The organism is Pseudomonas sp. FP2338 (genome assembly GCF_030687515.1).
GTDB lineage: Bacteria > Pseudomonadota > Gammaproteobacteria > Pseudomonadales > Pseudomonadaceae > Aquipseudomonas > Aquipseudomonas salomonii.
Window position 1 is genome coordinate 5,754,581 of the sequence record NZ_CP117436.1, and the last position, 24,301, is coordinate 5,778,881.

The 24,301-nt window shown below is 54.4% G+C and carries 34 protein-coding genes; all 34 read right to left on the minus strand.

Going from position 1 to position 24,301, the window contains the following annotated elements; translation table 11 throughout:
* Positions 1–14: 14 nt before the first annotated feature.
* Positions 15–1,454 carry a catalase gene (locus PSH96_RS26060; protein WP_370694317.1) on the minus strand — a complete coding sequence of 480 codons (1,440 nt, stop codon included), beginning with the start codon at positions 1,452–1,454 and terminating at the stop codon, positions 15–17.
* 246 nt (positions 1,455–1,700) lie between these two features.
* Positions 1,701–2,087, minus strand: a complete 387-nt coding sequence (gene rplQ / locus PSH96_RS26065) for a 50S ribosomal protein L17 (RefSeq protein ID WP_007918448.1) — start codon at positions 2,085–2,087, stop codon at positions 1,701–1,703.
* A 41-nt stretch (positions 2,088–2,128) separates the two neighbouring features.
* Positions 2,129–3,130, minus strand: a complete 1,002-nt coding sequence (gene rpoA / locus PSH96_RS26070; protein WP_003176403.1) for a DNA-directed RNA polymerase subunit alpha — start codon at positions 3,128–3,130, stop codon at positions 2,129–2,131.
* 22 nt (positions 3,131–3,152) lie between these two features.
* The gene (rpsD, locus tag PSH96_RS26075; protein WP_003210056.1) at positions 3,153–3,773 is read right to left on the minus strand and encodes a 30S ribosomal protein S4; all 621 of its coding nucleotides are present in this window, start codon (positions 3,771–3,773) and stop codon (positions 3,153–3,155) included.
* An 18-nt stretch (positions 3,774–3,791) separates the two neighbouring features.
* Complete coding sequence (gene rpsK / locus PSH96_RS26080; protein ID WP_002555466.1) at positions 3,792–4,181, minus strand: 30S ribosomal protein S11; 390 nt, start codon at positions 4,179–4,181, stop codon at positions 3,792–3,794.
* Positions 4,182–4,211: 30 nt separating this feature from the next.
* A complete protein-coding gene (rpsM, locus tag PSH96_RS26085) occupies positions 4,212–4,568 on the minus strand; it encodes a 30S ribosomal protein S13 (RefSeq protein ID WP_003210063.1) in 357 nt (118 codons plus the stop codon).
* A 129-nt stretch (positions 4,569–4,697) separates the two neighbouring features.
* Positions 4,698–4,814: a 50S ribosomal protein L36 gene (gene rpmJ / locus PSH96_RS26090; protein ID WP_002555468.1), complete on the minus strand. Its 117-nt coding sequence runs from the start codon at positions 4,812–4,814 to the stop codon at positions 4,698–4,700.
* A 28-nt stretch (positions 4,815–4,842) separates the two neighbouring features.
* The gene (gene secY, locus PSH96_RS26095) at positions 4,843–6,171 is read right to left on the minus strand and encodes a preprotein translocase subunit SecY (protein WP_016969470.1); all 1,329 of its coding nucleotides are present in this window, start codon (positions 6,169–6,171) and stop codon (positions 4,843–4,845) included.
* A complete protein-coding gene (rplO, locus tag PSH96_RS26100) occupies positions 6,172–6,609 on the minus strand; it encodes a 50S ribosomal protein L15 (RefSeq protein WP_305456066.1) in 438 nt (145 codons plus the stop codon).
* A gap of 3 nt (positions 6,610–6,612) precedes the next feature.
* A complete protein-coding gene (rpmD, locus tag PSH96_RS26105; RefSeq protein WP_003176408.1) occupies positions 6,613–6,789 on the minus strand; it encodes a 50S ribosomal protein L30 in 177 nt (58 codons plus the stop codon).
* Positions 6,790–6,791: 2 nt separating this feature from the next.
* Positions 6,792–7,292, minus strand: coding sequence for a 30S ribosomal protein S5 (gene rpsE, locus PSH96_RS26110; protein ID WP_003176409.1), 501 nt, complete (start codon positions 7,290–7,292; stop codon positions 6,792–6,794).
* A 3-nt stretch (positions 7,293–7,295) separates the two neighbouring features.
* On the minus strand, positions 7,296–7,646 hold the full coding sequence (gene rplR / locus PSH96_RS26115) for a 50S ribosomal protein L18 (protein WP_017135964.1): 351 nt from the start codon (positions 7,644–7,646) through the stop codon (positions 7,296–7,298).
* 10 nt (positions 7,647–7,656) lie between these two features.
* Positions 7,657–8,190, minus strand: a complete 534-nt coding sequence (gene rplF, locus PSH96_RS26120; RefSeq protein ID WP_003176412.1) for a 50S ribosomal protein L6 — start codon at positions 8,188–8,190, stop codon at positions 7,657–7,659.
* 12 nt (positions 8,191–8,202) lie between these two features.
* Positions 8,203–8,595 (minus strand): 30S ribosomal protein S8, encoded by a 393-nt coding sequence (gene rpsH, locus PSH96_RS26125; protein WP_010566853.1) that lies wholly within the window; start codon positions 8,593–8,595, stop codon positions 8,203–8,205.
* Between the two features lie 208 nt (positions 8,596–8,803).
* Positions 8,804–9,109, minus strand: a complete 306-nt coding sequence (gene rpsN / locus PSH96_RS26130; protein WP_003176414.1) for a 30S ribosomal protein S14 — start codon at positions 9,107–9,109, stop codon at positions 8,804–8,806.
* Positions 9,110–9,122: 13 nt separating this feature from the next.
* Positions 9,123–9,662 (minus strand): 50S ribosomal protein L5, encoded by a 540-nt coding sequence (gene rplE, locus PSH96_RS26135; RefSeq protein WP_003176415.1) that lies wholly within the window; start codon positions 9,660–9,662, stop codon positions 9,123–9,125.
* Positions 9,663–9,682: 20 nt separating this feature from the next.
* Positions 9,683–9,997 carry a 50S ribosomal protein L24 gene (gene rplX / locus PSH96_RS26140; RefSeq protein ID WP_003176416.1) on the minus strand — a complete coding sequence of 105 codons (315 nt, stop codon included), beginning with the start codon at positions 9,995–9,997 and terminating at the stop codon, positions 9,683–9,685.
* An 11-nt stretch (positions 9,998–10,008) separates the two neighbouring features.
* Positions 10,009–10,377: a 50S ribosomal protein L14 gene (rplN, locus tag PSH96_RS26145; protein WP_002555479.1), complete on the minus strand. Its 369-nt coding sequence runs from the start codon at positions 10,375–10,377 to the stop codon at positions 10,009–10,011.
* Positions 10,378–10,400: 23 nt separating this feature from the next.
* On the minus strand, positions 10,401–10,667 hold the full coding sequence (gene rpsQ / locus PSH96_RS26150) for a 30S ribosomal protein S17 (protein WP_003176419.1): 267 nt from the start codon (positions 10,665–10,667) through the stop codon (positions 10,401–10,403).
* Positions 10,668–10,669: 2 nt separating this feature from the next.
* Positions 10,670–10,861 carry a 50S ribosomal protein L29 gene (gene rpmC, locus PSH96_RS26155; protein ID WP_002555481.1) on the minus strand — a complete coding sequence of 64 codons (192 nt, stop codon included), beginning with the start codon at positions 10,859–10,861 and terminating at the stop codon, positions 10,670–10,672.
* Entirely contained in the window at positions 10,861–11,274 is a 414-nt protein-coding gene (gene rplP / locus PSH96_RS26160; protein WP_003232424.1) for a 50S ribosomal protein L16, read from the minus strand. Before rplP ends, rpmC begins: the two co-directional genes overlap by 1 nt.
* Before the next feature lie 12 nt (positions 11,275–11,286).
* Positions 11,287–11,973, minus strand: coding sequence for a 30S ribosomal protein S3 (gene rpsC, locus PSH96_RS26165; protein ID WP_003176422.1), 687 nt, complete (start codon positions 11,971–11,973; stop codon positions 11,287–11,289).
* Between the two features lie 13 nt (positions 11,974–11,986).
* Positions 11,987–12,319, minus strand: coding sequence for a 50S ribosomal protein L22 (rplV, locus tag PSH96_RS26170; protein ID WP_003103908.1), 333 nt, complete (start codon positions 12,317–12,319; stop codon positions 11,987–11,989).
* Positions 12,320–12,330: 11 nt separating this feature from the next.
* Positions 12,331–12,606, minus strand: coding sequence for a 30S ribosomal protein S19 (gene rpsS / locus PSH96_RS26175; protein ID WP_002555486.1), 276 nt, complete (start codon positions 12,604–12,606; stop codon positions 12,331–12,333).
* 16 nt (positions 12,607–12,622) lie between these two features.
* A complete protein-coding gene (rplB, locus tag PSH96_RS26180) occupies positions 12,623–13,447 on the minus strand; it encodes a 50S ribosomal protein L2 (RefSeq protein ID WP_003176423.1) in 825 nt (274 codons plus the stop codon).
* Between the two features lie 14 nt (positions 13,448–13,461).
* The gene (gene rplW / locus PSH96_RS26185; RefSeq protein ID WP_002555488.1) at positions 13,462–13,761 is read right to left on the minus strand and encodes a 50S ribosomal protein L23; all 300 of its coding nucleotides are present in this window, start codon (positions 13,759–13,761) and stop codon (positions 13,462–13,464) included.
* Positions 13,758–14,360, minus strand: a complete 603-nt coding sequence (rplD, locus tag PSH96_RS26190; RefSeq protein WP_017135963.1) for a 50S ribosomal protein L4 — start codon at positions 14,358–14,360, stop codon at positions 13,758–13,760. The genes rplW and rplD overlap by 4 nt, the downstream gene beginning before the upstream one ends.
* Positions 14,361–14,372: 12 nt before the next feature.
* A complete protein-coding gene (gene rplC / locus PSH96_RS26195; protein ID WP_003194649.1) occupies positions 14,373–15,008 on the minus strand; it encodes a 50S ribosomal protein L3 in 636 nt (211 codons plus the stop codon).
* Between the two features lie 81 nt (positions 15,009–15,089).
* Positions 15,090–15,401: a 30S ribosomal protein S10 gene (rpsJ, locus tag PSH96_RS26200; protein ID WP_003186070.1), complete on the minus strand. Its 312-nt coding sequence runs from the start codon at positions 15,399–15,401 to the stop codon at positions 15,090–15,092.
* A gap of 159 nt (positions 15,402–15,560) precedes the next feature.
* Positions 15,561–16,754, minus strand: a complete 1,194-nt coding sequence (gene tuf, locus PSH96_RS26205; RefSeq protein WP_003176426.1) for an elongation factor Tu — start codon at positions 16,752–16,754, stop codon at positions 15,561–15,563.
* A 30-nt stretch (positions 16,755–16,784) separates the two neighbouring features.
* A complete protein-coding gene (gene fusA, locus PSH96_RS26210; RefSeq protein WP_305456069.1) occupies positions 16,785–18,890 on the minus strand; it encodes an elongation factor G in 2,106 nt (701 codons plus the stop codon).
* Between the two features lie 30 nt (positions 18,891–18,920).
* Positions 18,921–19,391: a 30S ribosomal protein S7 gene (rpsG, locus tag PSH96_RS26215; protein WP_002555493.1), complete on the minus strand. Its 471-nt coding sequence runs from the start codon at positions 19,389–19,391 to the stop codon at positions 18,921–18,923.
* 118 nt (positions 19,392–19,509) lie between these two features.
* Positions 19,510–19,881 (minus strand): 30S ribosomal protein S12, encoded by a 372-nt coding sequence (gene rpsL / locus PSH96_RS26220; protein WP_002555494.1) that lies wholly within the window; start codon positions 19,879–19,881, stop codon positions 19,510–19,512.
* Positions 19,882–20,098: 217 nt separating this feature from the next.
* A complete protein-coding gene (gene rpoC, locus PSH96_RS26225) occupies positions 20,099–24,298 on the minus strand; it encodes a DNA-directed RNA polymerase subunit beta' (RefSeq protein WP_017135962.1) in 4,200 nt (1,399 codons plus the stop codon).
* Positions 24,299–24,301 lie beyond the last annotated feature (3 nt).

Genomic DNA, 24,301 nt, shown 5'->3' on the forward strand with positions numbered 1-24,301 from the left:
CTTCTCGTTTAGAGTCAGCTAAGCGTTACGCCCACTGCGGTTGAAATGCCCTGGCCATAAGCAGGGTCCGCTTCGAAAAAGTACGGAAGTACGCGCCGAATCACGTCGCTGCTAACACCTGCCATTGAACCGGCAATGTTGTTGATCAGCAGGGCCTTCTGAGCGTCGCTCATCAGACGGAACAACGCACCGGCGTGGCTGGTGTAGTCAGTGTCTTCACGGTGGTCATACTGACCGGCGGCGCCGCTCAGCGCCAATCGCGGCTCGGCGTATTGCGGTGCTTGTTTTGGTGAATCGGCATAGCTGTTTGGCTCATAGTTTGGAGACGCACCACCAAAACCAACGGACATGGAACCGTCGCGCTGATTGTTATTGACTGGAATGACTGGCGCATTGACCGGCAACTGCTGGTGGTTGGTGCCAACACGATAGCGATGAGCATCGGCGTAGGCAAACACCCGGCCTTGAAGCATGCGATCTGGCGACAGACCGACACCCGGAACCATATTGCTTGGACCGAAGCATGCCTGCTCGACTTCAGCAAAGTAATTCTCTGGATTACGGTTCAGCTCCAACTCAGCCACCTTGATCAACGGAAACTCCTGCTGCGACCAGGTTTTAGTCACATCGAAAGGGTTTTCGTAGTGAGCAGCGGCCTGAGCCTCTGTCATGATCTGGATGCACACGTCCCATTTAGGGAAGTCACGCCGTTCAATTGCACTAAACAGGTCGCGCTGAGCGTAATCAGGATCCGTACCGGCAATGCGCGTTGCCTCCTCAGGTGTCAGGTTCTTGATACCTTGCTGGGTTTTGTAGTGCCACTTGACCCAATGGCGCTCGCCTTTGGCATTGACCAAGCTGTAGGTATGACTACCGAAGCCATGCATATGGCGGTACCCATCCGGGGTGCCACGGTCCGAGAACAAAATTGTGACCTGGTGCAATGCCTCTGGGGACCATGACCAAAAGTCCCAGACCATCTGCCCGCTCTTCAAGTTCGTTTGCGGCAAACGCTTTTGGGTATGGATGAAGTCAGGGAACTTCAGCGGGTCACGAATGAAAAATACCGGCGTGTTATTGCCAACAATGTCCCAGTTACCCTCTTCGGTATAGTGCTTCAGAGCAAAACCACGCGGATCGCGGGCTGTATCCGCCGAACCACGCTCGCCCCCAACGGTTGAGAACCGCAGGAAAGTAGGCGTCTGCTTTCCGACGGCTTCAAACAGTTTCGCGCGTGTGTACTGAGTGATATCGCGGGTGACTGTAAAAGTGCCGTAGGCGCCTGAACCCTTGGCGTGCACACGACGCTCGGGAATGTTCTCACGGTTGAAGTGCGCCAGTTTTTCGATGAGGTGAAAGTCATCGAGCAGCAATGGGCCACGCGGGCCCGCCGTGCGGGAGTTCTGGTTATCAGCGACGGGAGCGCCGCTGGCGGTAGTCAAAATTGTACTCATGCTCAATCTTCCTCAGGTCAGGCTTAGAACTGCCGGCTAATCGGCTTGGAGGGAGTATTGACCATCAAGATGACACCATCAAATGCATTAAATCATGGACTTTGATAGAAAATAACTAACACCCATCAGGGCGAATAGAGTTTGTTTAAAAAGAGAACCGACAGCGACTTGGGAAATATAGACGGCTTTTCTATCGCCCACAAAAAACCGGGCACTAGGCCCGGTTTTTCGTTACAGCTAGACGTCTTACTCGGCGCTTACAGCTTCGCCTGCAGTAGCACGATCAACCAACTCGACGTACGCCATTGGCGCGTTGTCGCCAGTGCGGAAGCCGCACTTGAGGATGCGCAGGTAGCCACCCTCACGGGTAGCGTAACGCTTGCCCAGGTCGTTGAAGAGCTTACCAACGATAGCTTTCGAACGGGTACGGTCGAAAGCCAAACGGCGGTTAGCCAGGCTGTCTGTCTTGGCCAAAGTGATCAGCGGCTCAGCAACGCGACGCAGTTCTTTAGCTTTCGGCAGTGTAGTTTTGATCAGCTCGTGCTCGAACAGCGACACCGCCATGTTTTGAAACATGGCCTTGCGGTGCGAGCTGGTACGGCTCAGGTGACGACCACTTTTACGATGACGCATGGTTCATTCCTTACCAAACTCACGTTCGGTGATTACGACGATCAGGCAGTCGCCTTGTCGTCCTTCTTAAGACTTGCAGGCGGCCAGTTGTCGAGGCGCATGCCGAGGGACAGACCGCGGGAGGCCAGAACGTCCTTGATTTCAGTCAAGGATTTCTTGCCCAGGTTCGGAGTCTTCAACAGTTCTACTTCGGTACGCTGAATCAGGTCGCCGATGTAGTAAATGTTTTCCGCCTTAAGGCAGTTAGCCGAACGTACAGTCAGTTCCAGATCGTCAACCGGGCGAAGCAGGATCGGATCGATCTCGTCTTCCTGCTCGATTACCACTGGTTCGCTGTCACCTTTGAGGTCGACGAACGCAGCCAACTGCTGTTGCAGAATGGTTGCAGCGCGGCGGATAGCCTCTTCAGGATCCAGAGTACCGTTGGTTTCCAGATCAATAACCAGCTTGTCCAGGTTAGTACGCTGCTCGACACGGGCGTTTTCCACCACGTATGCGATACGGCGAACCGGGCTGAACGAAGAGTCAAGCTGCAAGCGACCAATGCTGCGGCTTTCGTCTTCATCGCTCTGACGCGAGTCGGCCGGTTCATAACCACGACCACGAGCTACGGTGAGCTTCATGTTCAGGGCGCCGTTAGACGCCAGGTTAGCGATTACGTGATCGGGATTAACGATCTCGACATCATGATCCAGCTGAATATCGGCAGCGGTAACCACCCCCGAACCCTTCTTCGACAAGGTCAGCGTAACTTCGTCACGGCCGTGCAGCTTGATAGCCAGACCTTTAAGGTTCAACAGGATTTCAATTACGTCTTCCTGTACACCTTCGATGGCGCTGTACTCGTGGAGCACACCGTCAATCTCGGCCTCGACTACTGCACAGCCGGGCATTGAGGACAACAGGATGCGGCGCAGCGCGTTGCCCAGGGTGTGGCCAAAACCACGCTCGAGAGGCTCGAGAGTGATCTTGGCGCGGGTTGGACTGACAACCTGCACATCAATGTGGCGGGGTGTCAGGAACTCATTTACCGAAATCTGCATGGATGCACCTATTTTCTAGCCCTTACTTGGAGTAGAGCTCGACAATCAGGCTTTCGTTGATGTCGGCGGACAGATCACTGCGAGCAGGAACGTTCTTGAAAACGCCCGACTTCTTCTCAGTGTCTACTTCTACCCATTCTACGCGGCCACGTTGGGCACACAGATCGAGAGCTTGGACAATGCGAAGTTGGTTTTTTGCTTTCTCGCGAATCGCGACTACGTCACCAGCACGAACCTGGTAAGACGGAACGTTAACGGTTTGGCCGTTTACGCTGACGGATTTGTGCGATACCAGCTGACGGGATTCGGCACGAGTCGAACCAAAGCCCATACGGTATACAACGTTGTCCAGACGGCATTCGAGCAGTTGCAGCAGGTTTTCACCGGTTGCACCTTTCTTGCCAGCAGCTTCTTTGTAGTAGCCGCTGAACTGACGCTCGAGAACGCCGTAGATACGACGGACCTTCTGCTTTTCACGCAGTTGGGTGCCGTAATCGGACTGGCGACCGCGGCGTTGGCCGTGGATACCAGGTGCTGCTTCAATGTTGCACTTCGATTCGATCGCGCGCACGCCGCTCTTCAAGAAGAGATCGGTGCCTTCGCGACGAGCGAGTTTGCATTTTGGACCAATGTAACGAGCCATTCTTTACAATCTCCTGGATTACACGCGGCGCTTCTTCGGCGGACGGCACCCGTTGTGCGGGATTGGCGTCACGTCGGTGATGCTGGCGATCTTATAGCCACAGCCGTTCAAAGCACGGACAGCAGACTCACGACCTGGACCTGGACCTTTGACGTTAACGTCGAGGTTTTTCAGGCCGTATTCCAGCGCAGCTTGACCAGCACGTTCAGCAGCTACTTGAGCAGCAAACGGGGTGGACTTGCGGGAACCGCGGAAACCCGAACCACCAGAGGTAGCCCAAGACAGCGCGTTACCTTGACGGTCGGTGATGGTCACGATGGTGTTGTTAAAAGAAGCATGGATGTGGGCGATGCCATCAACCACTGTCTTTTTAACTTTTTTACGAGGACGAGCAGCAGGTTTTGCCATGATAATTTTCCTGTCGATTCGCGTGGGCGATTACTTGCGGATCGGCTTACGCGGACCTTTACGGGTACGCGCGTTAGTCTTGGTACGCTGACCGCGTACTGGAAGACCACGACGATGACGCAGACCACGGTAGCAACCGAGGTCCATCAAACGCTTGATTTTCATGTTGATTTCGCGACGCAGGTCACCTTCAGTGGTGAACTTCGCCACTTCGCCACGCAACAGCTCAATCTGCTCGTCGCTCAGATCCTTGATCTTTGCGGCTGGGTTTACCCCAGTGTCTGCGCAAATTTTCTGCGCAGTAGTGCGACCAACACCATAGATGTAGGTCAGCGAGATAACAGTGTGCTTGTTATCTGGAATGTTAACGCCTGCAATACGGGCCATTCAGTGGGACTCCAATTGACAGCTACCTACGCCCCGGAAGCCAAGAAATAGGGCGCGAGATAATATCGCTGTAATAACAAATAATCAACCCGGCAGCGCACTAGCTGCCGGGCTTCAAGCGGATCACACTCAGCCTTGGCGCTGTTTGTGACGCGGTTCCGCGCTGCAAATTACTCGAACAACACCTTCGCGGCGAATAATCTTGCAGTTACGGCACAGCTTTTTCACCGATGCACGAACTTTCATCACCAACTCCTCGAACCTTATGGGGTACTCAGCGCAACATGCCGCTGCCGTAGCCCTTCAGGTTGGCTTTCTTCATCAGGGATTCGTACTGGTGCGAAACGAGGTGCGATTGTACTTGGGACATGAAGTCCATCACAACCACGACCACGATCAGCAACGAGGTCCCGCCAAGGTAGAACGGAACGTTTGCTGCAACCACCAGGAACTGGGGAAGCAAGCACACGGCCGTCATATATAGAGCACCGAACAAGGTCAAACGAGTCAGAACGCCATCAATGTAGCGTGCCGACTGCTCACCTGGACGGATACCCGGAATAAAGGCACCGGACTTCTTCAGGTTTTCCGCTACGTCTTTCGGATTGAACATCAACGCCGTATAGAAGAAGCAGAAGAAAATAATCCCTGCACTAAACAGCAGAATATTCAACGGCTGACCAGGAGCGATCGACTGAGAGAGGTCCTGCAGCCAGCCCATATTTTCAGACTGACCAAACCAGGTACCCAACGAAGCCGGAAACAGCAAAATGCTGCTCGCGAAAATTGCCGGAATAACACCGGCCATATTCACTTTCAGCGGCAAGTGGCTGGTCTGCGCAGCAAAGACCTTACGGCCCTGCTGACGCTTGGCGTAGTGAACAGCAATACGACGCTGGCCACGCTCAATGAACACCACAAAACCGATAATCGCTACTGCCAGCAAACCGATGGCAACCAAGGCGAAGATATTGATATCACCCTGACGTGCAGACTCGAAAGACTGCCCAATTGCTCTCGGAAGACCGGCGACGATACCTGCGAAAATCAACATCGAGATACCGTTACCAACACCACGCTCAGTAATCTGCTCACCCAGCCACATCATGAACATCGCACCAGCCACAAACGTGGATACCGCGACGAAATAGAAGCCAAAGTCACCAGTGAACGCAACGCCCTGCCCCGCCAGACCAACGGACATGCCGATAGCTTGAACCAGGGCGAGAACGACAGTGCCGTAGCGGGTGTACTGGCTAATCTTGCGACGGCCAGCTTCACCTTCCTTCTTCAACTGTTCCAGCTGCGGGCTCACGGCGGTCATCAACTGCATGATGATCGATGCCGAAATGTACGGCATGATCCCCAGTGCAAAGATGCTCATCCGTTCCAGCGCGCCGCCGGAAAACATGTTGAACAAGCTAAGAATGGTCCCCTCATTCTGTCGAAACAGGTCTGCGAGTCGGTCCGGGTTGATACCTGGAACCGGGATGTGTGCGCCTATTCGGTAGACGATAATCGCCAGGAACAGAAAACGCAGACGAGCCCAAAGTTCAGACATACCGCCTTTGCCGAGCGCTGAGAGAGCACCTTGCTTAGCCATTTATTCCTCGAACTTGCCGCCAGCTGCTTCGATAGCCGAACGCGCACCTTTGGTGGCGCCGATTCCCTTGCCGATAGTGACAGCGCAAGTCACTTCACCGGACAGCATGATTTTCACACGCTGTACGTTGACGTTGATCACGTTGGCATCTTTCAGGGTCTGCACAGTAACGATATCGCCTTCCACTTTAGCCAGCTCGGACAGACGCACTTCTGCGCGATCCATGGCTTTCAGGGATACGAAACCGAACTTAGGCAGGCGACGATGCAGCGGCTGTTGACCGCCTTCAAAGCCAGGAGCAATGGTGCCACCGGAGCGGGAGGTTTGACCTTTGTGGCCACGGCCACCAGTCTTACCCAAACCGCTACCGATACCACGGCCCGGACGATGCTTTTCGCGACGGGAACCCGGCGCTGGACTCAGATCATTGAGTTTCATCGATTAACCCTCTACACGCAGCATGTAGTAAGCCTTGTTGATCATCCCGCGATTCTCGGGAGTATCCTGGACTTCTACAGTGTGACCGATGCGACGCAGACCCAAACCTTTAACGCACAGTTTGTGGTTAGGAATGCGGCCGGTCATGCTTTTGATCAGCGTTACTTTAACGGTAGCCATGATCAGAAGATCTCCTTGACAGTCAGACCACGCTTGGCAGCGATGGACTCAGGAGATTGCATAGCTTTCAAACCTTTGAAAGTGGCGTGAACCACGTTTACCGGGTTAGTCGAGCCGTAGCACTTGGCCAGAACGTTCTGGACGCCAGCAACTTCGAGGACAGCACGCATAGCGCCGCCAGCGATGATACCGGTACCTTCAGAAGCAGGCTGCATGTACACCTTCGAAGCGCCGTGTGCGGACTTCATTGCGTACTGCAGCGTGGTGCCGTTCAGATCAACTTGGATCATGTTGCGACGAGCAGCTTCCATTGCCTTCTGGATCGCAGCAGGCACTTCACGTGACTTGCCACGGCCGAAGCCAACACGCCCTTTACCATCACCCACCACGGTCAACGCGGTGAAAGTGAAGATACGGCCGCCTTTAACGGTTTTGGCTACGCGGTTAACTTGAACCAGCTTCTCAATGTAGCCTTCGTCGCGCTTTTGGTCGTTATTTGACATAACTTAGAACTCCAGCCCAGCTTCACGAGCAGCATCAGCCAGCGCTTTCACGCGACCGTGGTACTTGAAGCCAGAGCGGTCGAAAGCCACTTGCGAGACGCCCACGGCCTTAGCACGTGTAGCGACCAGCTGGCCAACCTTTGTGGCCGCGTCGATGTTGCCGGTGGCACCATCACGCAGTTCTTTATCCAAAGTCGAGGCGCTGGCCAGGACTTTGTTGCCGTCGGCCGAGATGACCTGGGCGTAGATGTGCTGCGACGAGCGGTACACGCAGAGACGCACGACTTCGAGTTCGTGCATTTTCAGGCGTGCTTTGCGAGCGCGACGCAGTCGAGTAACTTTTTTGTCGGTCATTTGCTATGCCCTACTTCTTCTTGGCTTCTTTACGACGGACGACTTCGTCCGCGTAGCGCACACCTTTGCCTTTGTACGGCTCTGGTGGACGGAAGTCGCGGATCTCAGCGGCCACCTGACCTACCAGCTGCTTATCAATACCCTTGATCAGGATATCGGTTTGGCTAGGGGTCTCAGCGGTGATGCCTTCCGGCAGTTCGTAATCCACTGGGTGCGAGAAGCCAAGGGCCAGGTTCAAAACCGTGCCTTTTGCTTGCGCTTTGTAACCAACACCGACCAGCTGGAGCTTACGCTCGAAGCCTTGGCTTACGCCTTGGACCATGTTGTTTACCAACGCACGCGTGGTACCGGCCATTGCGCGAGTTTGTTGATCGCCATTGCGAGCAGCGAAACGCAGCTCACCAGCTTCTTCAACGATCTCAACGGACGAATGGATGTTCAGTTCAAGAGTGCCCTTGGCACCCTTCACCGAAAGCTGTTGGCCTGCGAATTTTACTTCGACACCGGCTGGCAGCTTAACGGGGTTCTTAGCGACGCGAGACATGCTTATCCCCCCTTAGAACACAGTGCAAAGAACTTCGCCGCCGACACCGGCAGCGCGCGCAGCACGATCCGTCATCACACCTTTGTTGGTGGAGACGATAGACACGCCCAGACCGCCACGAACTTTCGGCAGATCTTCAGCGGACTTGTACTGACGCAGGCCTGGACGGCTAACGCGCTTCACTTCTTCAATGACCGAACGGCCTTCGAAGTACTTCAGCTCGATGGACAGCAGTGGCTTGGTTTCGCTGCTGATCTGATAACCCGCAATGTAGCCTTCGTCTTTCAGGACTTTGGCAACAGCTACCTTCAACTTGGAAGATGGCATGCTTACGACGGACTTTTCAGCCATCTGGGCATTACGGATACGAGTTAGCATGTCCGCTAACGGGTCCTGCATACTCATGGGCTAGACGCTCCTAATACAAAAAAATTAGCCTTGCGGCTACATATGTCGCCGAGAATCTCCGGCCATAAAAAACACGGGCTCAGGCGAGCCGCGTATTTTAGACACACTCCGGAAATGAAACAAGCCCCAAAAGGGGCTTGATCCAGATTCAAGGTCACCGGCGGTCAGTATCTTGCGATTCTGCCCGCCTGGACGTTGAAAGTACTTACCAGCTGGCTTTAACCAGACCTGGTACGTCACCACGCATTGCCGCTTCACGCAGTTTGTTACGGCCGAGGCCGAACTTGCGGTAAACGCCGTGTGGACGACCGGTCAGGCGGCAGCGGTTACGCATGCGCGAAGCGCTTGCGTCACGTGGCTGCTTCTGCAGAGCAACTGTCGCTTCCCAACGTGCTTCTGGACTTGCGTTCAGATCAACGATGATTGCTTTCAGTGCTGCACGCTTCTTGGCGTACTTGGCAACCGTGAGCTGACGCTTCAGCTCGCGGTTTTTCATGCTCATCTTGGCCATGGTCCTACTCCAATCAGTTGCGGAACGGGAATTTGAAAGCACGCAACAGGGCGCGACCTTCATCATCGTTCTTGGCAGTGGTGGTCAGGGTGATGTCCAGACCGCGGAGAGCATCGATCTTGTCGTAGTCGATTTCCGGGAAGATGATCTGCTCTTTCACGCCCATGCTGTAGTTACCACGACCATCAAAGGACTTGGCATTCAGGCCGCGGAAGTCGCGAACCCGAGGCAGGGAGATCGACAGCAGACGATCCAGGAATTCATACATACGCTCACGGCGCAGAGTCACTTTGACGCCGATCGGCCAACCTTCACGGACTTTAAAGCCAGCGATGGATTTCCGAGCGTAAGTCACAACAACTTTTTGACCGGTGATCTTTTCCAGGTCAGCAACAGCGTGCTCGATGACTTTTTTGTCACCGACCGCTTCGCCCAGACCCATGTTCAGGGTGATTTTGGTAACGCGTGGAACTTCCATCACGTTCGAAAGCTTAAGTTCTTCCTTAAGCTTCGGTGCGATTTCTTTCCAGTAAATCTCTTTTAGTCGTGCCATGGTCTTCTACCTAGCAGTGTTCAAGCATCAACCGCTTTTTGGGTCGACTTGAAGACACGAATTTTCTTGCCGTCTTCTACTTTGAAACCAACGCGGTCAGCCTTGTTGGTTTCGCCGTTGAAAATGGCGACGTTAGAAGCGTCCAGTGGAGCTTCTTTTTCGACGATACCGCCTTGTACGCCCGACATCGGGTTAGGCTTGGTATGACGCTTAACCAGGTTCAGACCGCCGATAACCAGACGGTTATTGGCGAGAACCTTAAGCACCTTACCGCGCTTACCTTTGTCTTTGCCGGCGATCACGATGATCTCGTCGTCACGACGAATCTTTTGCATGTCGGATCTCCTTACAGCACTTCTGGGGCGAGCGAGACGATCTTCATGAACTTCTCAGTACGAAGTTCACGGGTCACTGGCCCAAAGATACGGGTGCCGATCGGCTCTTGCTTGTTGTTCAGAAGAACAGCAGCGTTGCCATCAAAGCGGATAATAGAGCCATCAGCACGGCGTACGCCGTGACGAGTGCGGACTACAACAGCAGTCATCACTTGGCCTTTTTTCACTTTACCGCGAGGAATTGCTTCCTTCACGGTAACTTTGATGATGTCACCGATACCAGCGTAACGACGATGGGAGCCACCCAGCACCTTGATGCACATAACACGGCGAGCGCCGCTGTTATCGGCCACATCGAGCATGGATTGAGTCTGAATCATATAATTTCTCCGACCCCTAGTCCTTAGACTTCCACAGCGCGTTCGAGAACATCAACCAGTGCCCAAGACTTGGTCTTGGCCAGCGGACGAGTTTCACGAATAGTGACTTTGTCGCCGATGTGGCACTGGTTGGTTTCGTCGTGCGCGTGCAGCTTAGTCGAACGCTTAACATATTTACCGTAGATCGGGTGCTTAACGCGACGCTCGATCAGTACGGTGATGGTTTTGTCCATCTTGTCGCTGACAACACGGCCAGTCAGCGTACGGACAGTCTTTTCGGCTTCAGCCATGATCACTTACCTGCCTGCTGGTTGAGCACAGTCTTCACGCGAGCGATGTCACGCTTAACTTGCGAGAGCAGATGAGACTGCCCCAACTGGCCAGTTGCTTTCTGCATACGCAGATTGAACTGGTCGCGCAGCAGGCCGAGCAGTTGCTCGTTCAGCTGCTGTGCGGATTTTTCACGAAGTTCATTCGCTTTCATCACATCACCGTCCGTTTAACAAAGGCGGTGGCGAGCGGCAGCTTTGCAGCAGCCAGGGCAAAAGCCTCACGCGCCAGCTCTTCAGTTACACCCTCGATTTCATACAGGACTTTGCCTGGCTGAATCTGGGCTACCCAGTATTCCACGTTACCCTTACCTTTACCCATCCGAACCTCGAGAGGTTTTTTGGAGATCGGCTTGTCCGGGAATACACGGATCCAGATCTTGCCGCCACGTTTAACGTGACGGGTCAGAGCACGACGCGCTGACTCGATCTGACGAGCGGTGAGACGACCACGAGCTACAGACTTCAGCGCGAACTCGCCGAAGCTGACTTTGCTACCGCGCTGAGCCAGACCACGGTTGTGGCCTGTCATCTGCTTGCGGAACTTCGTACGCTTAGGTTGCAACATTTGGCGTACCCCTTACTTAGCAGCTTTTTTACGAGGCGCTGGTGCTTGTGGTTTCAGTTCTTCTTGGCGACCACCAATTACTTCGCCCTTGAAGATCCAAACCTTTACACCGATCACACCGTAAGTGGTGTGAGCTTCGTAGTTGGCATAGTCGATGTCGGCACGCAGGGTGTGCAGTGGCACACGACCTTCGCGATACCATTCAGTACGTGCGATTTCAGCACCGCCGAGACGACCGCTCACTTGGATTTTGATGCCTTTGGCACCAATGCGCATGGCGTTCTGTACAGCGCGCTTCATAGCGCGACGGAACATTACACGACGCTCCAGCTGCTGAGCTACGCTCTGCGCAACCAGCATACCGTCGAGCTCCGGCTTACGGATCTCTTCGATATTGATGTGCACAGGCACACCCATTTGCTTGGTCAGGTCCTGACGCAGTTTCTCAACATCTTCACCTTTCTTCCCGATAACGATACCTGGACGAGCAGTGTGGATGGTGATACGTGCAGTTTGTGCCGGACGATGGATATCGATACGGCTTACGGACGCGCTTTTTAGTTTGTCTTGGAGATACTCACGCACCTTCAGATCAGCGAACAAATAGTCCGCATAAGTCCGACCGTCTGCGTACCAGACGGAGGTGTGCTCCTTGACGATTCCCAGGCGAATGCCAATGGGATGTACTTTCTGACCCATCTCTTCGACTCCGTTACTTGTCAGCAACCTTGACAGTGATATGGCAAGACCGCTTGACGATGCGATCAGCACGGCCTTTGGCACGTGGCATGATGCGCTTCAGCGAACGCCCTTCGTTGACGAAAACGGTGCTGACCTTCAGGTCATCAACGTCTGCGCCTTCGTTATGCTCGGCGTTGGCTACGGCCGACTCCAGCACTTTCTTCATGATCTCGGCGGCTTTCTTACTGCTGAAAGCCAACAGGTTGAGCGCTTCGCCCACCTTCTTCCCGCGGATCTGGTCGGCGACCAAGCGGGCTTTCTGGGCGGAGATTCGAGCGCCCGACAACTTAGCGGCTACTTCCATTTCCTAACCCCTTAACGCTTGGCTTTCTTGTCTGCCACGTGCCCACGATAAGTGCGGGTACCGGCAAACTCGCCCAGTTTGTGGCCGACCATGTCTTCGTTAACGAGAACTGGGACGTGTTGACGACCGTTGTGTACTGCGATGGTCAGACCGACCATTTGTGGCAGGATCATCGAACGACGCGACCAGGTTTTAACTGGTTTGCGATCGTTCTTTTCCGCCGCCACTTCGATCTTCTTCAGTAGGTGAAGATCAATAAAAGGACCTTTTTTCAGAGAACGTGGCACTGTCGTATCCCTCTATTTACTTGCGACGACGGACGATCATTTTGTCGGTACGCTTATTACCACGAGTCTTCGCGCCCTTAGTCGGGAAGCCCCATGGCGATACCGGATGACGACCACCAGAGGTACGACCTTCACCACCACCGTGTGGGTGGTCAACCGGGTTCATGGCAACACCACGAACGGTTGGGCGAACGCCACGCCAGCGTTTGGCACCAGCTTTACCCAGCGAACGCAGGCTGTGCTCGGAGTTCGAGACTTCACCCAGGGTCGCGCGGCATTCAGCCAGCACTTTACGCATCTCACCAGAACGCAGACGCAGGGTCACGTAGACACCTTCACGAGCGATCAGCTGAGCCGAAGCACCAGCGGAACGAGCGATTTGCGCGCCTTTACCTGGCTTCAATTCGATGCCGTGTACGGTGCTACCAACTGGAATGTTACGCAGTTGCAGAGCGTTGCCCGGCTTGATCGGTGCCAAAGCACCTGCGATCAGCTGGTCACCAGCACTCACGCCTTTAGGGGCGATGATGTAGCGACGCTCGCCATCTGCGTACAGCAGCAGAGCGATGTGAGCAGTACGGTTTGGATCGTATTCGATACGCTCGACAGTGGCAGAGATGCCATCTTTGTCGTTGCGACGGAAATCGACCAGACGATAATGCTGCTTATGGCCACCACCGATGTGACGAGTGGTAATACGACCATTGTTGTTACGACCACCAGTCTTCGATTTTTTCTCGAGCAGCGGTGCGTGAGGAGCGCCTTTATGCAGCTCCTGGTTGACCACCTTGACCACAAAACGGCGGCCAGGGGAAGTCGGTTTGCATTTAACGATTGCCATGATGCACCCCTTCCTTACTCAGCACTGCTGCTGAAATCGAGATCTTGGCCTGGCTGAAGGGAGATAACTGCCTTCTTCCAGTCATTACGCTTGCCCAGACCGCGAGCAGTGCGCTTGCTCTTACCCAGAACATTCAGGGTAGTAACACGCTCTACTTTCACGCTGAACAGGCTTTCGACGGCCTTCTTGATTTCCAGCTTGGTTGCGTCAGTTGCAACCTTGAAAACGAACTGGCCTTTCTTGTCAGCCAGAACCGTAGCCTTTTCGGAAACGTGCGGGCCAAGCAGAACTTTAAATACGCGTTCCTGGTTCATCCCAGCAGCTCCTCGAATTTCTTCACGGCCGACACGGTGATCAACACCTTGTCGTATGCGATCAGACTAACTGGATCGGAACCTTGCACGTCACGTACATCAACGTGTGGCAGGTTGCGAGCAGCCAGGTACAGGTTCTGATCAACAGCTTCCGACACGATCAAAACGTCGGTCAGGCTCATGTTGTTCAGTTTGCCCAGCAGATCTTTGGTTTTTGGACTTTCAACAGCGAAGTCTTGAACCACGACCAGACGATCAGTACGCACGAGTTCAGCAAGGATGGAGCGCAGTGCTGCGCGATACATCTTCTTGTTGAGCTTCTGAGTGTGATCCTGTGGACGAGCTGCGAAAGTGGTACCGCCGCCACGCCAGATTGGGCTACGGATAGTACCGGCACGAGCACGGCCAGTACCTTTCTGACGCCAAGGGCGCTTACCGCCACCACGTACGTCGGAACGGGTCTTTTGCTGCTTGCTACCTTGACGGCCGCCGGCCATGTAGGCCACGACTGCTTGGTGAACCAGCGTCTCGTTGAATTCGCCGCCAAATGTCAGTTCGGAAACTTCGATCGCTTGAGCGTCATTTACATTTAATTGCATGTCAGCTTCCCCTTAACCGCGAGCCTTGGCCGCTGGACGTACAACCAGGTTGCCGCCAGTAGCGCCAGGAACAGCACCCTTGACCAACAACAGATTGCGTTCAGCGTCGACGCGCACTACTTCGAGGGACTGCACGGTCACGCGCTCAGCGCCCATATGACCGGACATTTTTTTGCCCTTGAATACACGACCAGGAGTCTGGCACTGGCCAATAGAGCCCGGGACGCGGTGGGAAACGGAGTTACCGTGAGTGTTGTCTTGGCCACGGAAATTCCAACGCTTGATCGTACCCTGGAAGCCTTTACCCTTGGACTGACCGGTTACATCAACCAGTTGACCAGCGGCGAAGATTTCAGCGTTGATCAGATCGCCAGCCTGGTAGTCGCCGTCTTCGAGACGGAACTCCATAACAGTGCGACCAGCTGCAACGTTTGCTTTAGCGAAGTGACCTGCTTGAGCAGCAGTCACGCGCGAAGCACGACGCTCGCCGACAGTGACTTGCACTGCACGATAGCCATCGGTTTCTTCAGTTTTGAACTGGGTGACGCGATTCGGCTCGATCTCAATGACCGTGACCGGAATGGAGACACCTTCTTCGGTGAAAATACGGGTCATACCGCATTTACGACCGACTACACCAATAGTCATGTTGTAAACCTCATGAGTGTACGGGGCTTTCACCCGCTATGGCCGCCCATTTCAGAGCGTTACACGACTAAGACCCAAGTCTTAGCCGAGGCTGATCTGTACTTCCACACCGGCCGCCAGATCAAGCTTCATAAGTGCATCAACGGTTTTATCCGTTGGCTGGACGATGTCCAGTACGCGCTTATGAGTACGGATCTCGTACTGGTCACGCGCGTCTTTGTTGACGTGCGGGGAGACCAGAACGGTGAACCGCTCTTTACGGGTAGGCAGTGGAATTGGACCACGCACTTGAGCACCAGTACGTTTCGCGGTTTCCACGATTTCCTGGGTGGATTGGTCGATCAGGCGATGGTCAAAAGCCTTCAACCTGATACGGATTTGCTGATTTTGCATTGGATTTCAGACTCCGGCTGCTATTCCCAGCGAGCGCAATACGCCCGTTAAAAGGAGGCGCAATTCTATAGACGGCCCTGATAGGTGTCAACCCAATAAAAAAGGCCCCCGCTGAGCGGGGGCCTTTTCAAAACATCAAAGCTATCTCAGAAGAGATAATTACTCGATGATTTTAGCTACAACGCCAGCACCAACGGTACGGCCGCCTTCACGGATTGCGAAACGCAGACCGTCTTCCATAGCGATGGTTTTGATCAGGGTGACAACCATTTTGATGTTGTCGCCTGGCATTACCATTTCTACGCCTTCCGGCAGTTCGCAGTTACCGGTTACGTCGGTAGTACGGAAGTAGAACTGTGGACGGTAGCCTTTGAAGAACGGAGTGTGACGACCGCCTTCCTCTTTGCTCAGCACGTACACTTCAGCTTCGAACTTGGTGTGCGGCTTAACCGAACCTGGCTTAACCAGAACCTGGCCACGCTCAACGTCGTCACGCTTGGTACCACGCAGCAGAACGCCGCAGTTCTCGCCAGCACGACCTTCGTCGAGCAGTTTACGGAACATTTCAACACCGGTGCAGGTGGTGACGGTAGTGTCACGCAGACCAACGATTTCCAGTGGATCTTGAACCTTGACGATACCGCGCTCGATACGACCAGTTACAACAGTACCGCGACCGGAGATCGAGAATACGTCTTCGATTGGCATCAGGAACGGCTTGTCGATAACACGAACTGGATCTGGGATGTAGCTGTCCAGAGTCTCAACCAGTTTACGAACGGACGTGGTGCCCATTTCGTTATCGTCTTTGCCTTCCAGAGCCATACGAGCAGAACCGATGATGATCGGAGTGTCGTCGCCTGGGAAGTCGTAAGTGCTCAGCAGATCGCGCACTTCCATCTCAACCAGTTCCAGCAGCTCAGCGTCGTCTACCAGGTCAGCCTTGTTCAGGTAAACCACGATGTACGGAACGCCAACCTGGCGGGACAGCAGGATGTGCTCACGGGTTTGTGGCATCGGACCATCAGCGGCCGAGCAAACCAGGATCGCGCCGTCCATCTGGGCAGCACCGGTGATCATGTTCTTCACATAGTCAGCGTGACCTGGGCAGTCAACGTGAGCGTAGTGACGGATCAGCGAGTTGTATTCAACGTGCGCGGTGTTGATGGTGATACCACGAGCTTTTTCTTCTGGCGCGCTGTCGATTTTATCGAAATCAACGATTGCGGAACCGAATACTTCGGAGCAAACGCGAGTCAGAGCAGCAGTCAGAGTGGTTTTACCGTGGTCAACGTGACCGATGGTGCCAACGTTGACGTGCGGTAGGGAACGATCAAATTTTTCTTTAGCCACGACAATTAACTCCTTGCCTAAAGGACTGAATCAGCCTTGTTTTTTGGATACAGTTTCAGCGATGTGCGCCGGAGCTGTGTTGTATTTTTTGAATTCCATAGAGTAGCTTGCGCGACCCTGGGACATGGAGCGAACGTCGGTCGCATAACCGAACATCTCACCCAACGGAACCTCGGCGCGAATCACTTTGCCGGAAACCGTGTCTTCCATACCCAAGATCATGCCGCGACGACGGTTAAGGTCGCCCATGACATCACCCATATAGTCTTCAGGTGTAACAACTTCTACCGCCATGATTGGCTCAAGCAACTCACCACCGCCCTTCTGGGCCAGTTGCTTGGTTGCCATGGAAGCAGCCACCTTAAACGCCATCTCGTTGGAGTCGACGTCGTGGTAAGAACCGTCAAAAACGGTTGCTTTCAGGCCGATCAGCGGATAGCCGGCAACAACACCGTTCTTCATCTGCTCTTCGATACCCTTCTGGATAGCCGGGATGTATTCCTTAGGAACAACACCACCAACTACTTCGTTCACGAATTGCAGACCTTCCTGACCTTCGTCAGCAGGAGCAAAACGGATCCAGCAGTGACCGAACTGACCACGACCGCCGGACTGACGAACGAACTTGCCTTCGATTTCACAGTTCTTCGTGATGCGCTCACGATAGGAAACCTGAGGCTTACCGATGTTGGCTTCGACGTTGAACTCACGGCGCATCCGGTCAACCAGGATGTCCAGGTGCAGCTCGCCCATGCCGGAGATGATCGTTTGACCAGTCTCTTCATCAGTCTTGACGCGGAAAGATGGATCTTCCTGAGCAAGTTTGCCCAGAGCAATACCCATTTTTTCCTGGTCATCCTTGGTCTTAGGCTCTACGGCAACCGAAATAACCGGCTCCGGGAAGTCCATACGAACCAGGATGATTGGCTTGTCAGCGTTGCACAAGGTTTCACCAGTGGTGACGTCCTTCATGCCGATCAAGGCCGCGATGTCACCAGCGCGTACTTCCTTGATCTCTTCGCGGGCGTTTGCGTGCATTTGCACCATACGACCCACGCGCTCTTTCTTGCCTTTAACCGAGTTGATCACGCCGTCGCCGGAGTTCAACACGCCCGAGTAAACGCGGACGAAGGTCAAGGTACCCACGAATGGGTCAGTGGCAATTTTAAATGCCAGAGCGGAGAACGGTTCTGCGTCGTCTGCATGACGCTCCAGCTCGATAGTCTCGTCATCCGGGTCAGTACCCTTGATGGCAGGAATATCCACTGGTGCCGGCAGGTAGTCGATCACAGCATCGAGAACCAGGGGAACGCCCTTGTTCTTGAACGAGGAACCGCAAACAGCCAAGACGATCTCACCAGCGATAGTACGCTGACGCAGAGCAGCCTTGATTTCCACGTTGGTGAGTTCTTCACCTTCGAGGTACTTGTTCATCAGCTCTTCGTTGGCTTCGGCCGCAGCTTCAACCATGTTGTTGCGCCATTCGTCAGCCAGTTCCTGCATTTCAGCAGGGATAGGCTTGCGAACAGGAACCATACCTTTGTCAGCATCGTTCCAGTAAACAGCTTCCATGGTCAGCAGATCGATCTGGCCTTGGAAGTTGTCTTCGGAACCGATAGCCAACTGGATTGGCACCGGGGTGTGACCCAGGCGCTGCTTGATCTGACCGATCACGCGCAGGAAGTTGGCACCAGCACGGTCCATCTTGTTTACGTAAACAAGACGTGGAACACCGTATTTGTTGGCTTGACGCCATACGGTTTCCGACTGCGGCTCAACACCCGAGGTACCGCAGAACACAACGACAGCGCCGTCGAGTACGCGCAGGGAACGCTCAACTTCAATGGTGAAGTCCACGTGACCCGGGGTATCGATTACGTTGAAGCGGTGCTCATCTTTGTACTGCTTCTCGGAACCTTTCCAGAAGGCGGTAATAGCAGCAGAAGTAATGGTAATACCACGCTCCTGCTCCTGAACCATCCAGTCTGTGGTCGCGGCGCCGTCATGCACCTCGCCCATCTTGTGACTTTTGCCGGTGTAAAACAGTACGCGCTCGGTGGTGGTGGTTTTACCAGCATCCACGTGAGCAACGATACCGATGTTACGGTAGCGGCTAATCGGAGTAGTACGAGCCATAAAGCCCTCGCAAAATTAGTGAAGCTAAGATTAGAAGCGGTAGTGCGAGAAAGCTTTGTTAGCTTCAGCCATACGGTGCACGTCTTCACGCTTCTTAACAGCAGCACCTTTACCTTCAGCAGCGTCCAACAGCTCGCCGGCCAAACGCAGAGCCATAGACTTCTCGCCGCGCTTACGGGCGAAGTCTACCAACCAGCGCATTGCCAGAGCGTTACGACGGGACGGACGAACTTCGACCGGAACCTGGTAAGTAGCACCGCCTACACGGCGCGACTTCACTTCGACCAGCGGAGCGATGGCGTCGAGAGCTTTCTCGAAGATTTCCAGGGGGTCGCTGTTCTTGCGTTCTTTAACCTTTTCCAGCGCGCCATAAACGATACGCTCGGCAACGGCTTTCTTGCCGCTTTCCATCACGTGGTTCATGAACTTGGCCAGAATTTGGCTTCCGTATTTTGGATCGTCAAGCACTTCGCGCTTGGCTGCTACGCGTCTTCTTGGCATGGATAAGCCCTCAAACGGTCTTCAGGTTCGTTCGGAATCGGTGCCCTTTCGGGACGCCTCCGACCTTACTCTTATCGACTCAGAAAATAAGATGATTCAGTTTTACAAAAAGCCGCTACTACTTAGGCTTCTTGGTACCGTACTTCGAACGACCCTGGTTACGACCTTTAACGCCGGAAGTATCCAAGGAGCCGCGTACGGTGTGGTAACGAACACCTGGCAAGTCTTTTACACGACCGCCGCGGATCAGTACCACGCTGTGCTCTTGCAGGTTGTGGCCTTCACCGCCGATGTACGAGGAAACCTCGAAACCGTTGGTCAGACGCACACGGCATACTTTACGCAGTGCCGAGTTAGGTTTTTTCGGCGTGGTGGTATACACACGAGTGCATACGCCACGACGTTGCGGGCAGTTCTGCAGCGCAGGTACGTCGGATTTCTCGACGATACGCTTACGCGGCTGACGTACCAGCTGGTTGATAGTTGCCATCTACTAGCTCCACTGTTGTCTTGCGACGCTATTGTCTTGCAAGAAAAGCAAAATGGCAGGAACGAATTCCCGCCAAATTTAGGGGTACAAGAGTCTAAAGAGGATCTTGCCCCCAGTCAAGGCAAGGCCCCGACCTCCCCTCTCATCGAACCGGGACAAAAATGCCTCGATCCGACGAATGGGGGCTGCCAGGGCCCAGACTTATTTATCGCAGAACTCAGTTACCGCTTGAGTTCAGCGCTTCGGTCAGTGCAGCTTCCACTTCACTGGCGCTTACGCGCAGCGGCTTGTCAGCATCACGGCGGCGCTTGCGCTCGCTGTGGTAAGCCAAACCGGTACCTGCCGGGATCAGACGACCCACGACTACGTTTTCTTTCAGGCCGCGCAGGTAATCGCGCTTGCCGGTTACCGCTGCTTCGGTCAGTACGCGAGTGGTCTCCTGGAAGGAGGCCGCCGAGATGAACGACTCAGTGGACAACGACGCCTTGGTGATACCCAGCAACACACGAGTGAACTTGGAGACAAATTTGTCTTCCGCGCCCAGACGTTCGTTTTCTACCAGTACGTGAGTCAGTTCCATCTGGTCGCCCTTGATGAAACTGGAATCGCCGGATTCAGCGATTTCAACTTTACGCAGCATCTGACGCAGGATGGTCTCGATGTGCTTATCGTTGATCTTCACGCCTTGCAGACGGTAAACGTCCTGGATCTCGTTAACGATGTACTTGGCCAGCGCACTCACACCCAGCAGACGCAGGATGTCGTGTGGATCGCTCGGGCCGTCGGAGATAACTTCGCCGCGGTTTACCTGTTCGCCTTCGAAGACGTTCAGGTGACGCCACTTCGGAATCAGCTCTTCGTACGGATCAGTACCATCGTTCGGGGTAATGACCAGACGGCGCTTGCCTTTGGTCTCTTTACCGAACGCGATGGTGCCGCTGACTTCAGCCAGAATCGACGCTTCTTTCGGACGACGAGCTTCGAACAAGTCGGCAACACGCGGCAGACCACCGGTGATGTCGCGGGTCTTCGAAGTTTCTTGCGGGATACGCGCGATAACATCACCGATCGCGATCTTCGCACCATCCGCTACACCGACCAGGGCGTTGGCTGGCAGGAAGTACTGAGCGATTACGTCAGTGCCTGGCAGCAACAAGTCCTTGCCGTTGTCGTCGACCATCTTAACGGCAGGACGGATGTCTTTACCGGCAGCTGGACGATCTTTCGCGTCGAGTACTTCAATGTTGGTCATACCGGTCAATTCGTCAGTCTGACGCTTGATCGTGATGCCTTCTTCCATGCCCACGTAGGTCACGGTACCTTTCATTTCGGTAACGATTGGGTGAGTGTGCGGATCCCACTTGGCCACGATTGCGCCAGCGTCGACCTTGTCACCTTCTTTAACCGAGATCACAGCACCGTACGGCAGCTTGTAACGCTCACGCTCACGACCGTAGTCATCAGCGATTGCCAGCTCACCGGAACGGGACACAGCAACCAGGCAACCATCCACTCGCTCAACGTGTTTCAGGTTGTGCAGACGGACAGTACCGCCGTTCTTCACCTGAACGCTGTCGGCTGCGGAGGTCCGGCTTGCCGCACCACCGATGTGGAACGTACGCATGGTCAGCTGGGTACCCGGCTCACCGATGGACTGGGCAGCGATTACGCCAACCGCTTCACCGATGTTCACCTGGTGACCACGAGCCAAGTCACGGCCGTAGCACTTGGCACAAATGCCGTAGCGGGTTTCGCAGCTGATCGGAGAGCGAACAATCACTTCGTCGATGCTGTTGAGTTCGATGAACTCAACCCACTTTTCATCTACCAGGGTGCCGGCAGGAACGATAACTTCCTCGGTACCTGGCTTGAATACGTCACGGGCGATTACTCGACCCAGTACGCGCTCACCCAACGGCTCTACAACGTCGCCGCCTTCGATGTGCGGAGTCATCAGCAGACCGTGTTCGGTGCCGCAATCGACTTCTGTCACAACCAAGTCTTGTGCAACGTCTACCAGACGACGAGTCAGGTAACCGGAGTTAGCCGTTTTCAACGCGGTATCCGCAAGACCCTTACGAGCACCGTGAGTGGAGATGAAGTACTGAAGTACGCTCAAACCTTCACGGAAGTTCGCAGTAATCGGCGTTTCGATGATGGAACCGTCCGGCTTGGCCATCAGGCCACGCATACCGGCGAGCTGACGGATCTGCGCAGCAGAACCCCGTGCGCCCGAGTCGGCCATCATGTACATCGAGTTGAACGACTCTTGATCGACTTCTACGCCATGACGGTCGATAACCTTCTCTTTCGAGAGGTTCGCCATCATCGCCTTCGACACTTCGTCGTTGGCCTTGGACCAAAGGTCGATCACTTTGTTGTACTTCTCGCCCTGGGTTACCAGGCCGGAGGCGTACTGGCTTTCGATTTCTTTCACTTCATCAGTTGCAGCATTGATGATCTGGGCTTTTTCATCCGGGATAACGAAGTCGTTAACACCGATGGAAACGCCGGAAATGGTCGAATAAGCAAAGCCGGTGTACATCAACTGGTCAGCGAAGATCACGGTCTCTTTCAAACCAACCACGCGGTAGCACTGGTTGATCAGCTTGGAGATCGCCTTTTTCTTCATCGGCAAGTTGACGACGTCGTACGACAGGCCTTTTGGCACAACTTGATACAGCAGCGCACGGCCGACAGTGGTGTCGACAATACGGGTGCCGCTCACGCTGCCGCCATCACGGTCGTTGACGGTTTCGTTGATCCGCACTTTGACCTTGGCGTGCAGTGCGGCTTCGCCGGCACGGAACACACGGTCAACTTCTTGCAGGTCAGCGAACACACGACCTTCGCCTTTGGCGTTGATCGCTTCACGAGTCATGTAGTACAGACCCAATACAACGTCCTGCGACGGAACGATGATTGGCTCACCGTTGGCTGGCGACAGAATGTTGTTGGTCGACATCATCAACGCACGCGCTTCCAACTGGGCTTCCAGTGTCAGCGGTACGTGCACGGCCATTTGGTCGCCGTCGAAGTCGGCGTTGTACGCAGCACAGACCAGAGGGTGCAGCTGGATAGCCTTACCTTCAATCAGTACCGGTTCAAACGCCTGGATACCCAGACGGTGAAGGGTCGGTGCACGGTTGAGGAGAACCGGGTGTTCGCGAATCACTTCAGCGAGAACGTCCCAAACCTCTGGCAGTTCGCGCTCGACCATTTTCTTGGCCGCTTTGATGGTGGTCGCGAGACCGCGCATTTCCAGCTTGCCGAAGATGAATGGCTTGAACAGCTCAAGTGCCATCTTCTTGGGCAGACCGCACTGGTGCAGACGCAGGGTCGGGCCTACGGTAATTACCGAACGACCGGAGTAGTCAACACGCTTACCGAGCAAGTTCTGACGGAAACGACCTTGCTTACCCTTGATCATGTCAGCCAAGGACTTCAGAGGACGCTTGTTGGAACCGGTGATAGCGCGGCCACGACGGCCGTTGTCGAGCAAGGCATCGACAGCTTCTTGCAACATACGCTTTTCGTTGCGCACGATGATGTCCGGAGCGGACAGATCGAGCAGGCGCTTCAAGCGGTTGTTACGGTTGATCACGCGGCGGTACAGGTCGTTGAGGTCGGACGTCGCGAAACGACCACCGTCCAACGGTACCAGCGGACGCAGGTCTGGCGGCAGAACCGGCAGAACGGTCAGCACCATCCACTCTGGCAAGTTGCCGGAACCCTGGAAGGCTTCCATCAACTTCAGACGCTTGGACAGCTTCTTGATCTTGGTTTCCGAGTTGGTTTGCGGAATTTCTTCGCGCAGACGGCCAATCTCGTGCTCCAGGTCGATAGCGTGCAGCAGCTCGCGGACAGCTTCGGCACCCATACGGGCATCAAAGTCGTCGCCGAACTCTTCAAGCGCTTCGAAGTACTGCTCGTCGTTCAGCAGCTGACCTTTTTCAAGGGTGGTCATGCCTGGGTCGATAACGACATAGCTCTCGAAGTAGAGAACGCGTTCGATATCACGCAGGGTCATGTCCATCAGCAAGCCGATACGGGACGGCAGCGATTTCAGGAACCAGATGTGGGCAACCGGCGAAGCCAGTTCGATGTGCGCCATGCGCTCACGACGAACTTTAGCCAGCGCAACTTCAACGCCGCACTTCTCGCAGATTACACCACGGTGCTTCAAGCGCTTGTACTTACCGCACAGGCACTCGTAATCCTTTACCGGGCCAAAGATCTTGGCGCAGAACAGGCCGTCACGCTCAGGTTTGAACGTACGGTAGTTAATGGTTTCCGGCTTTTTAACTTCACCGAACGACCACGAACGGATCATCTCAGGCGATGCCAACCCAATACGGATGGCGTCGAACTCTTCGACTTGACCCTGGTTTTTCAGCAAATTCAGTAGGTCTTTCAAGGC

Bases quoted from the DNA above. Each gene is read 5' to 3' on its own strand.
- rplN (WP_002555479.1), bottom strand. From the start codon at position 10,377: ATGATTCAGACTCAATCCATGCTCGATGTGGCCGATAACAGCGGCGCT.
- secY (WP_016969470.1), bottom strand. From the start codon at position 6,171: ATGGCTAAGCAAGGTGCTCTCTCAGCGCTCGGCAAAGGCGGTATGTCT.
- rpsC (WP_003176422.1), bottom strand. From the start codon at position 11,973: ATGGGTCAGAAAGTACATCCCATTGGCATTCGCCTGGGAATCGTCAAG.
- rpsH (WP_010566853.1), bottom strand. From the start codon at position 8,595: ATGAGTATGCAGGACCCGTTAGCGGACATGCTAACTCGTATCCGTAAT.
- rplQ (WP_007918448.1), bottom strand. From the start codon at position 2,087: ATGCGTCATCGTAAAAGTGGTCGTCACCTGAGCCGTACCAGCTCGCAC.
- rpsK (WP_002555466.1), bottom strand. From the start codon at position 4,181: ATGGCAAAACCTGCTGCTCGTCCTCGTAAAAAAGTTAAAAAGACAGTG.
- rpmC (WP_002555481.1), bottom strand. From the start codon at position 10,861: ATGAAAGCGAATGAACTTCGTGAAAAATCCGCACAGCAGCTGAACGAG.
- rpsQ (WP_003176419.1), bottom strand. From the start codon at position 10,667: ATGGCTGAAGCCGAAAAGACTGTCCGTACGCTGACTGGCCGTGTTGTC.
- rplX (WP_003176416.1), bottom strand. From the start codon at position 9,997: ATGCAAAAGATTCGTCGTGACGACGAGATCATCGTGATCGCCGGCAAA.
- rplV (WP_003103908.1), bottom strand. From the start codon at position 12,319: ATGGAAGTAGCCGCTAAGTTGTCGGGCGCTCGAATCTCCGCCCAGAAA.
- rplR (WP_017135964.1), bottom strand. From the start codon at position 7,646: ATGACCGACAAAAAAGTTACTCGACTGCGTCGCGCTCGCAAAGCACGC.
- rpsL (WP_002555494.1), bottom strand. From the start codon at position 19,881: ATGGCAACTATCAACCAGCTGGTACGTCAGCCGCGTAAGCGTATCGTC.
- rplP (WP_003232424.1), bottom strand. From the start codon at position 11,274: ATGTTGCAACCTAAGCGTACGAAGTTCCGCAAGCAGATGACAGGCCAC.
- fusA (WP_305456069.1), bottom strand. From the start codon at position 18,890: ATGGCTCGTACTACTCCGATTAGCCGCTACCGTAACATCGGTATCGTT.
- PSH96_RS26060 (WP_370694317.1), bottom strand. From the start codon at position 1,454: ATGAGTACAATTTTGACTACCGCCAGCGGCGCTCCCGTCGCTGATAAC.
- rpoA (WP_003176403.1), bottom strand. From the start codon at position 3,130: ATGCAGATTTCGGTAAATGAGTTCCTGACACCCCGCCACATTGATGTG.
- rplW (WP_002555488.1), bottom strand. From the start codon at position 13,761: ATGAACCAGGAACGCGTATTTAAAGTTCTGCTTGGCCCGCACGTTTCC.
- rpsN (WP_003176414.1), bottom strand. From the start codon at position 9,109: ATGGCCAAGATGAGCATGAAAAACCGCGAGCTGAAGCGTCAGCTCACG.
- rpsM (WP_003210063.1), bottom strand. From the start codon at position 4,568: ATGGCCCGTATTGCAGGCGTTAACATTCCAGATAACAAGCACACTGTT.
- rplF (WP_003176412.1), bottom strand. From the start codon at position 8,190: ATGTCTCGCGTCGCTAAGAACCCCGTTAAGCTGCCAGCCGGTGTCGAA.
- rpsG (WP_002555493.1), bottom strand. From the start codon at position 19,391: ATGCCAAGAAGACGCGTAGCAGCCAAGCGCGAAGTGCTTGACGATCCA.
- rpsE (WP_003176409.1), bottom strand. From the start codon at position 7,292: ATGTCAAATAACGACCAAAAGCGCGACGAAGGCTACATTGAGAAGCTG.
- rpmJ (WP_002555468.1), bottom strand. From the start codon at position 4,814: ATGAAAGTTCGTGCATCGGTGAAAAAGCTGTGCCGTAACTGCAAGATT.
- rpmD (WP_003176408.1), bottom strand. From the start codon at position 6,789: ATGGCTACCGTTAAAGTAACGCTGATCAAAAGCATGACCGGCCGCATT.
- rpsJ (WP_003186070.1), bottom strand. From the start codon at position 15,401: ATGCAAAATCAGCAAATCCGTATCAGGTTGAAGGCTTTTGACCATCGC.
- rplC (WP_003194649.1), bottom strand. From the start codon at position 15,008: ATGACTATTGGTGTAGTCGGTCGTAAATGCGGTATGACCCGTATTTTC.
- rplB (WP_003176423.1), bottom strand. From the start codon at position 13,447: ATGGCAATCGTTAAATGCAAACCGACTTCCCCTGGCCGCCGTTTTGTG.
- rpsD (WP_003210056.1), bottom strand. From the start codon at position 3,773: ATGGCTCGTTACATTGGTCCAAAATGCAAACTCGCTCGTCGCGAAGGC.
- rplD (WP_017135963.1), bottom strand. From the start codon at position 14,360: ATGCAATTAAATGTAAATGACGCTCAAGCGATCGAAGTTTCCGAACTG.
- rplE (WP_003176415.1), bottom strand. From the start codon at position 9,662: ATGGCACGACTAAAAGAGATTTACTGGAAAGAAATCGCACCGAAGCTT.
- rplO (WP_305456066.1), bottom strand. From the start codon at position 6,609: ATGAAACTCAATGATCTGAGTCCAGCGCCGGGTTCCCGTCGCGAAAAG.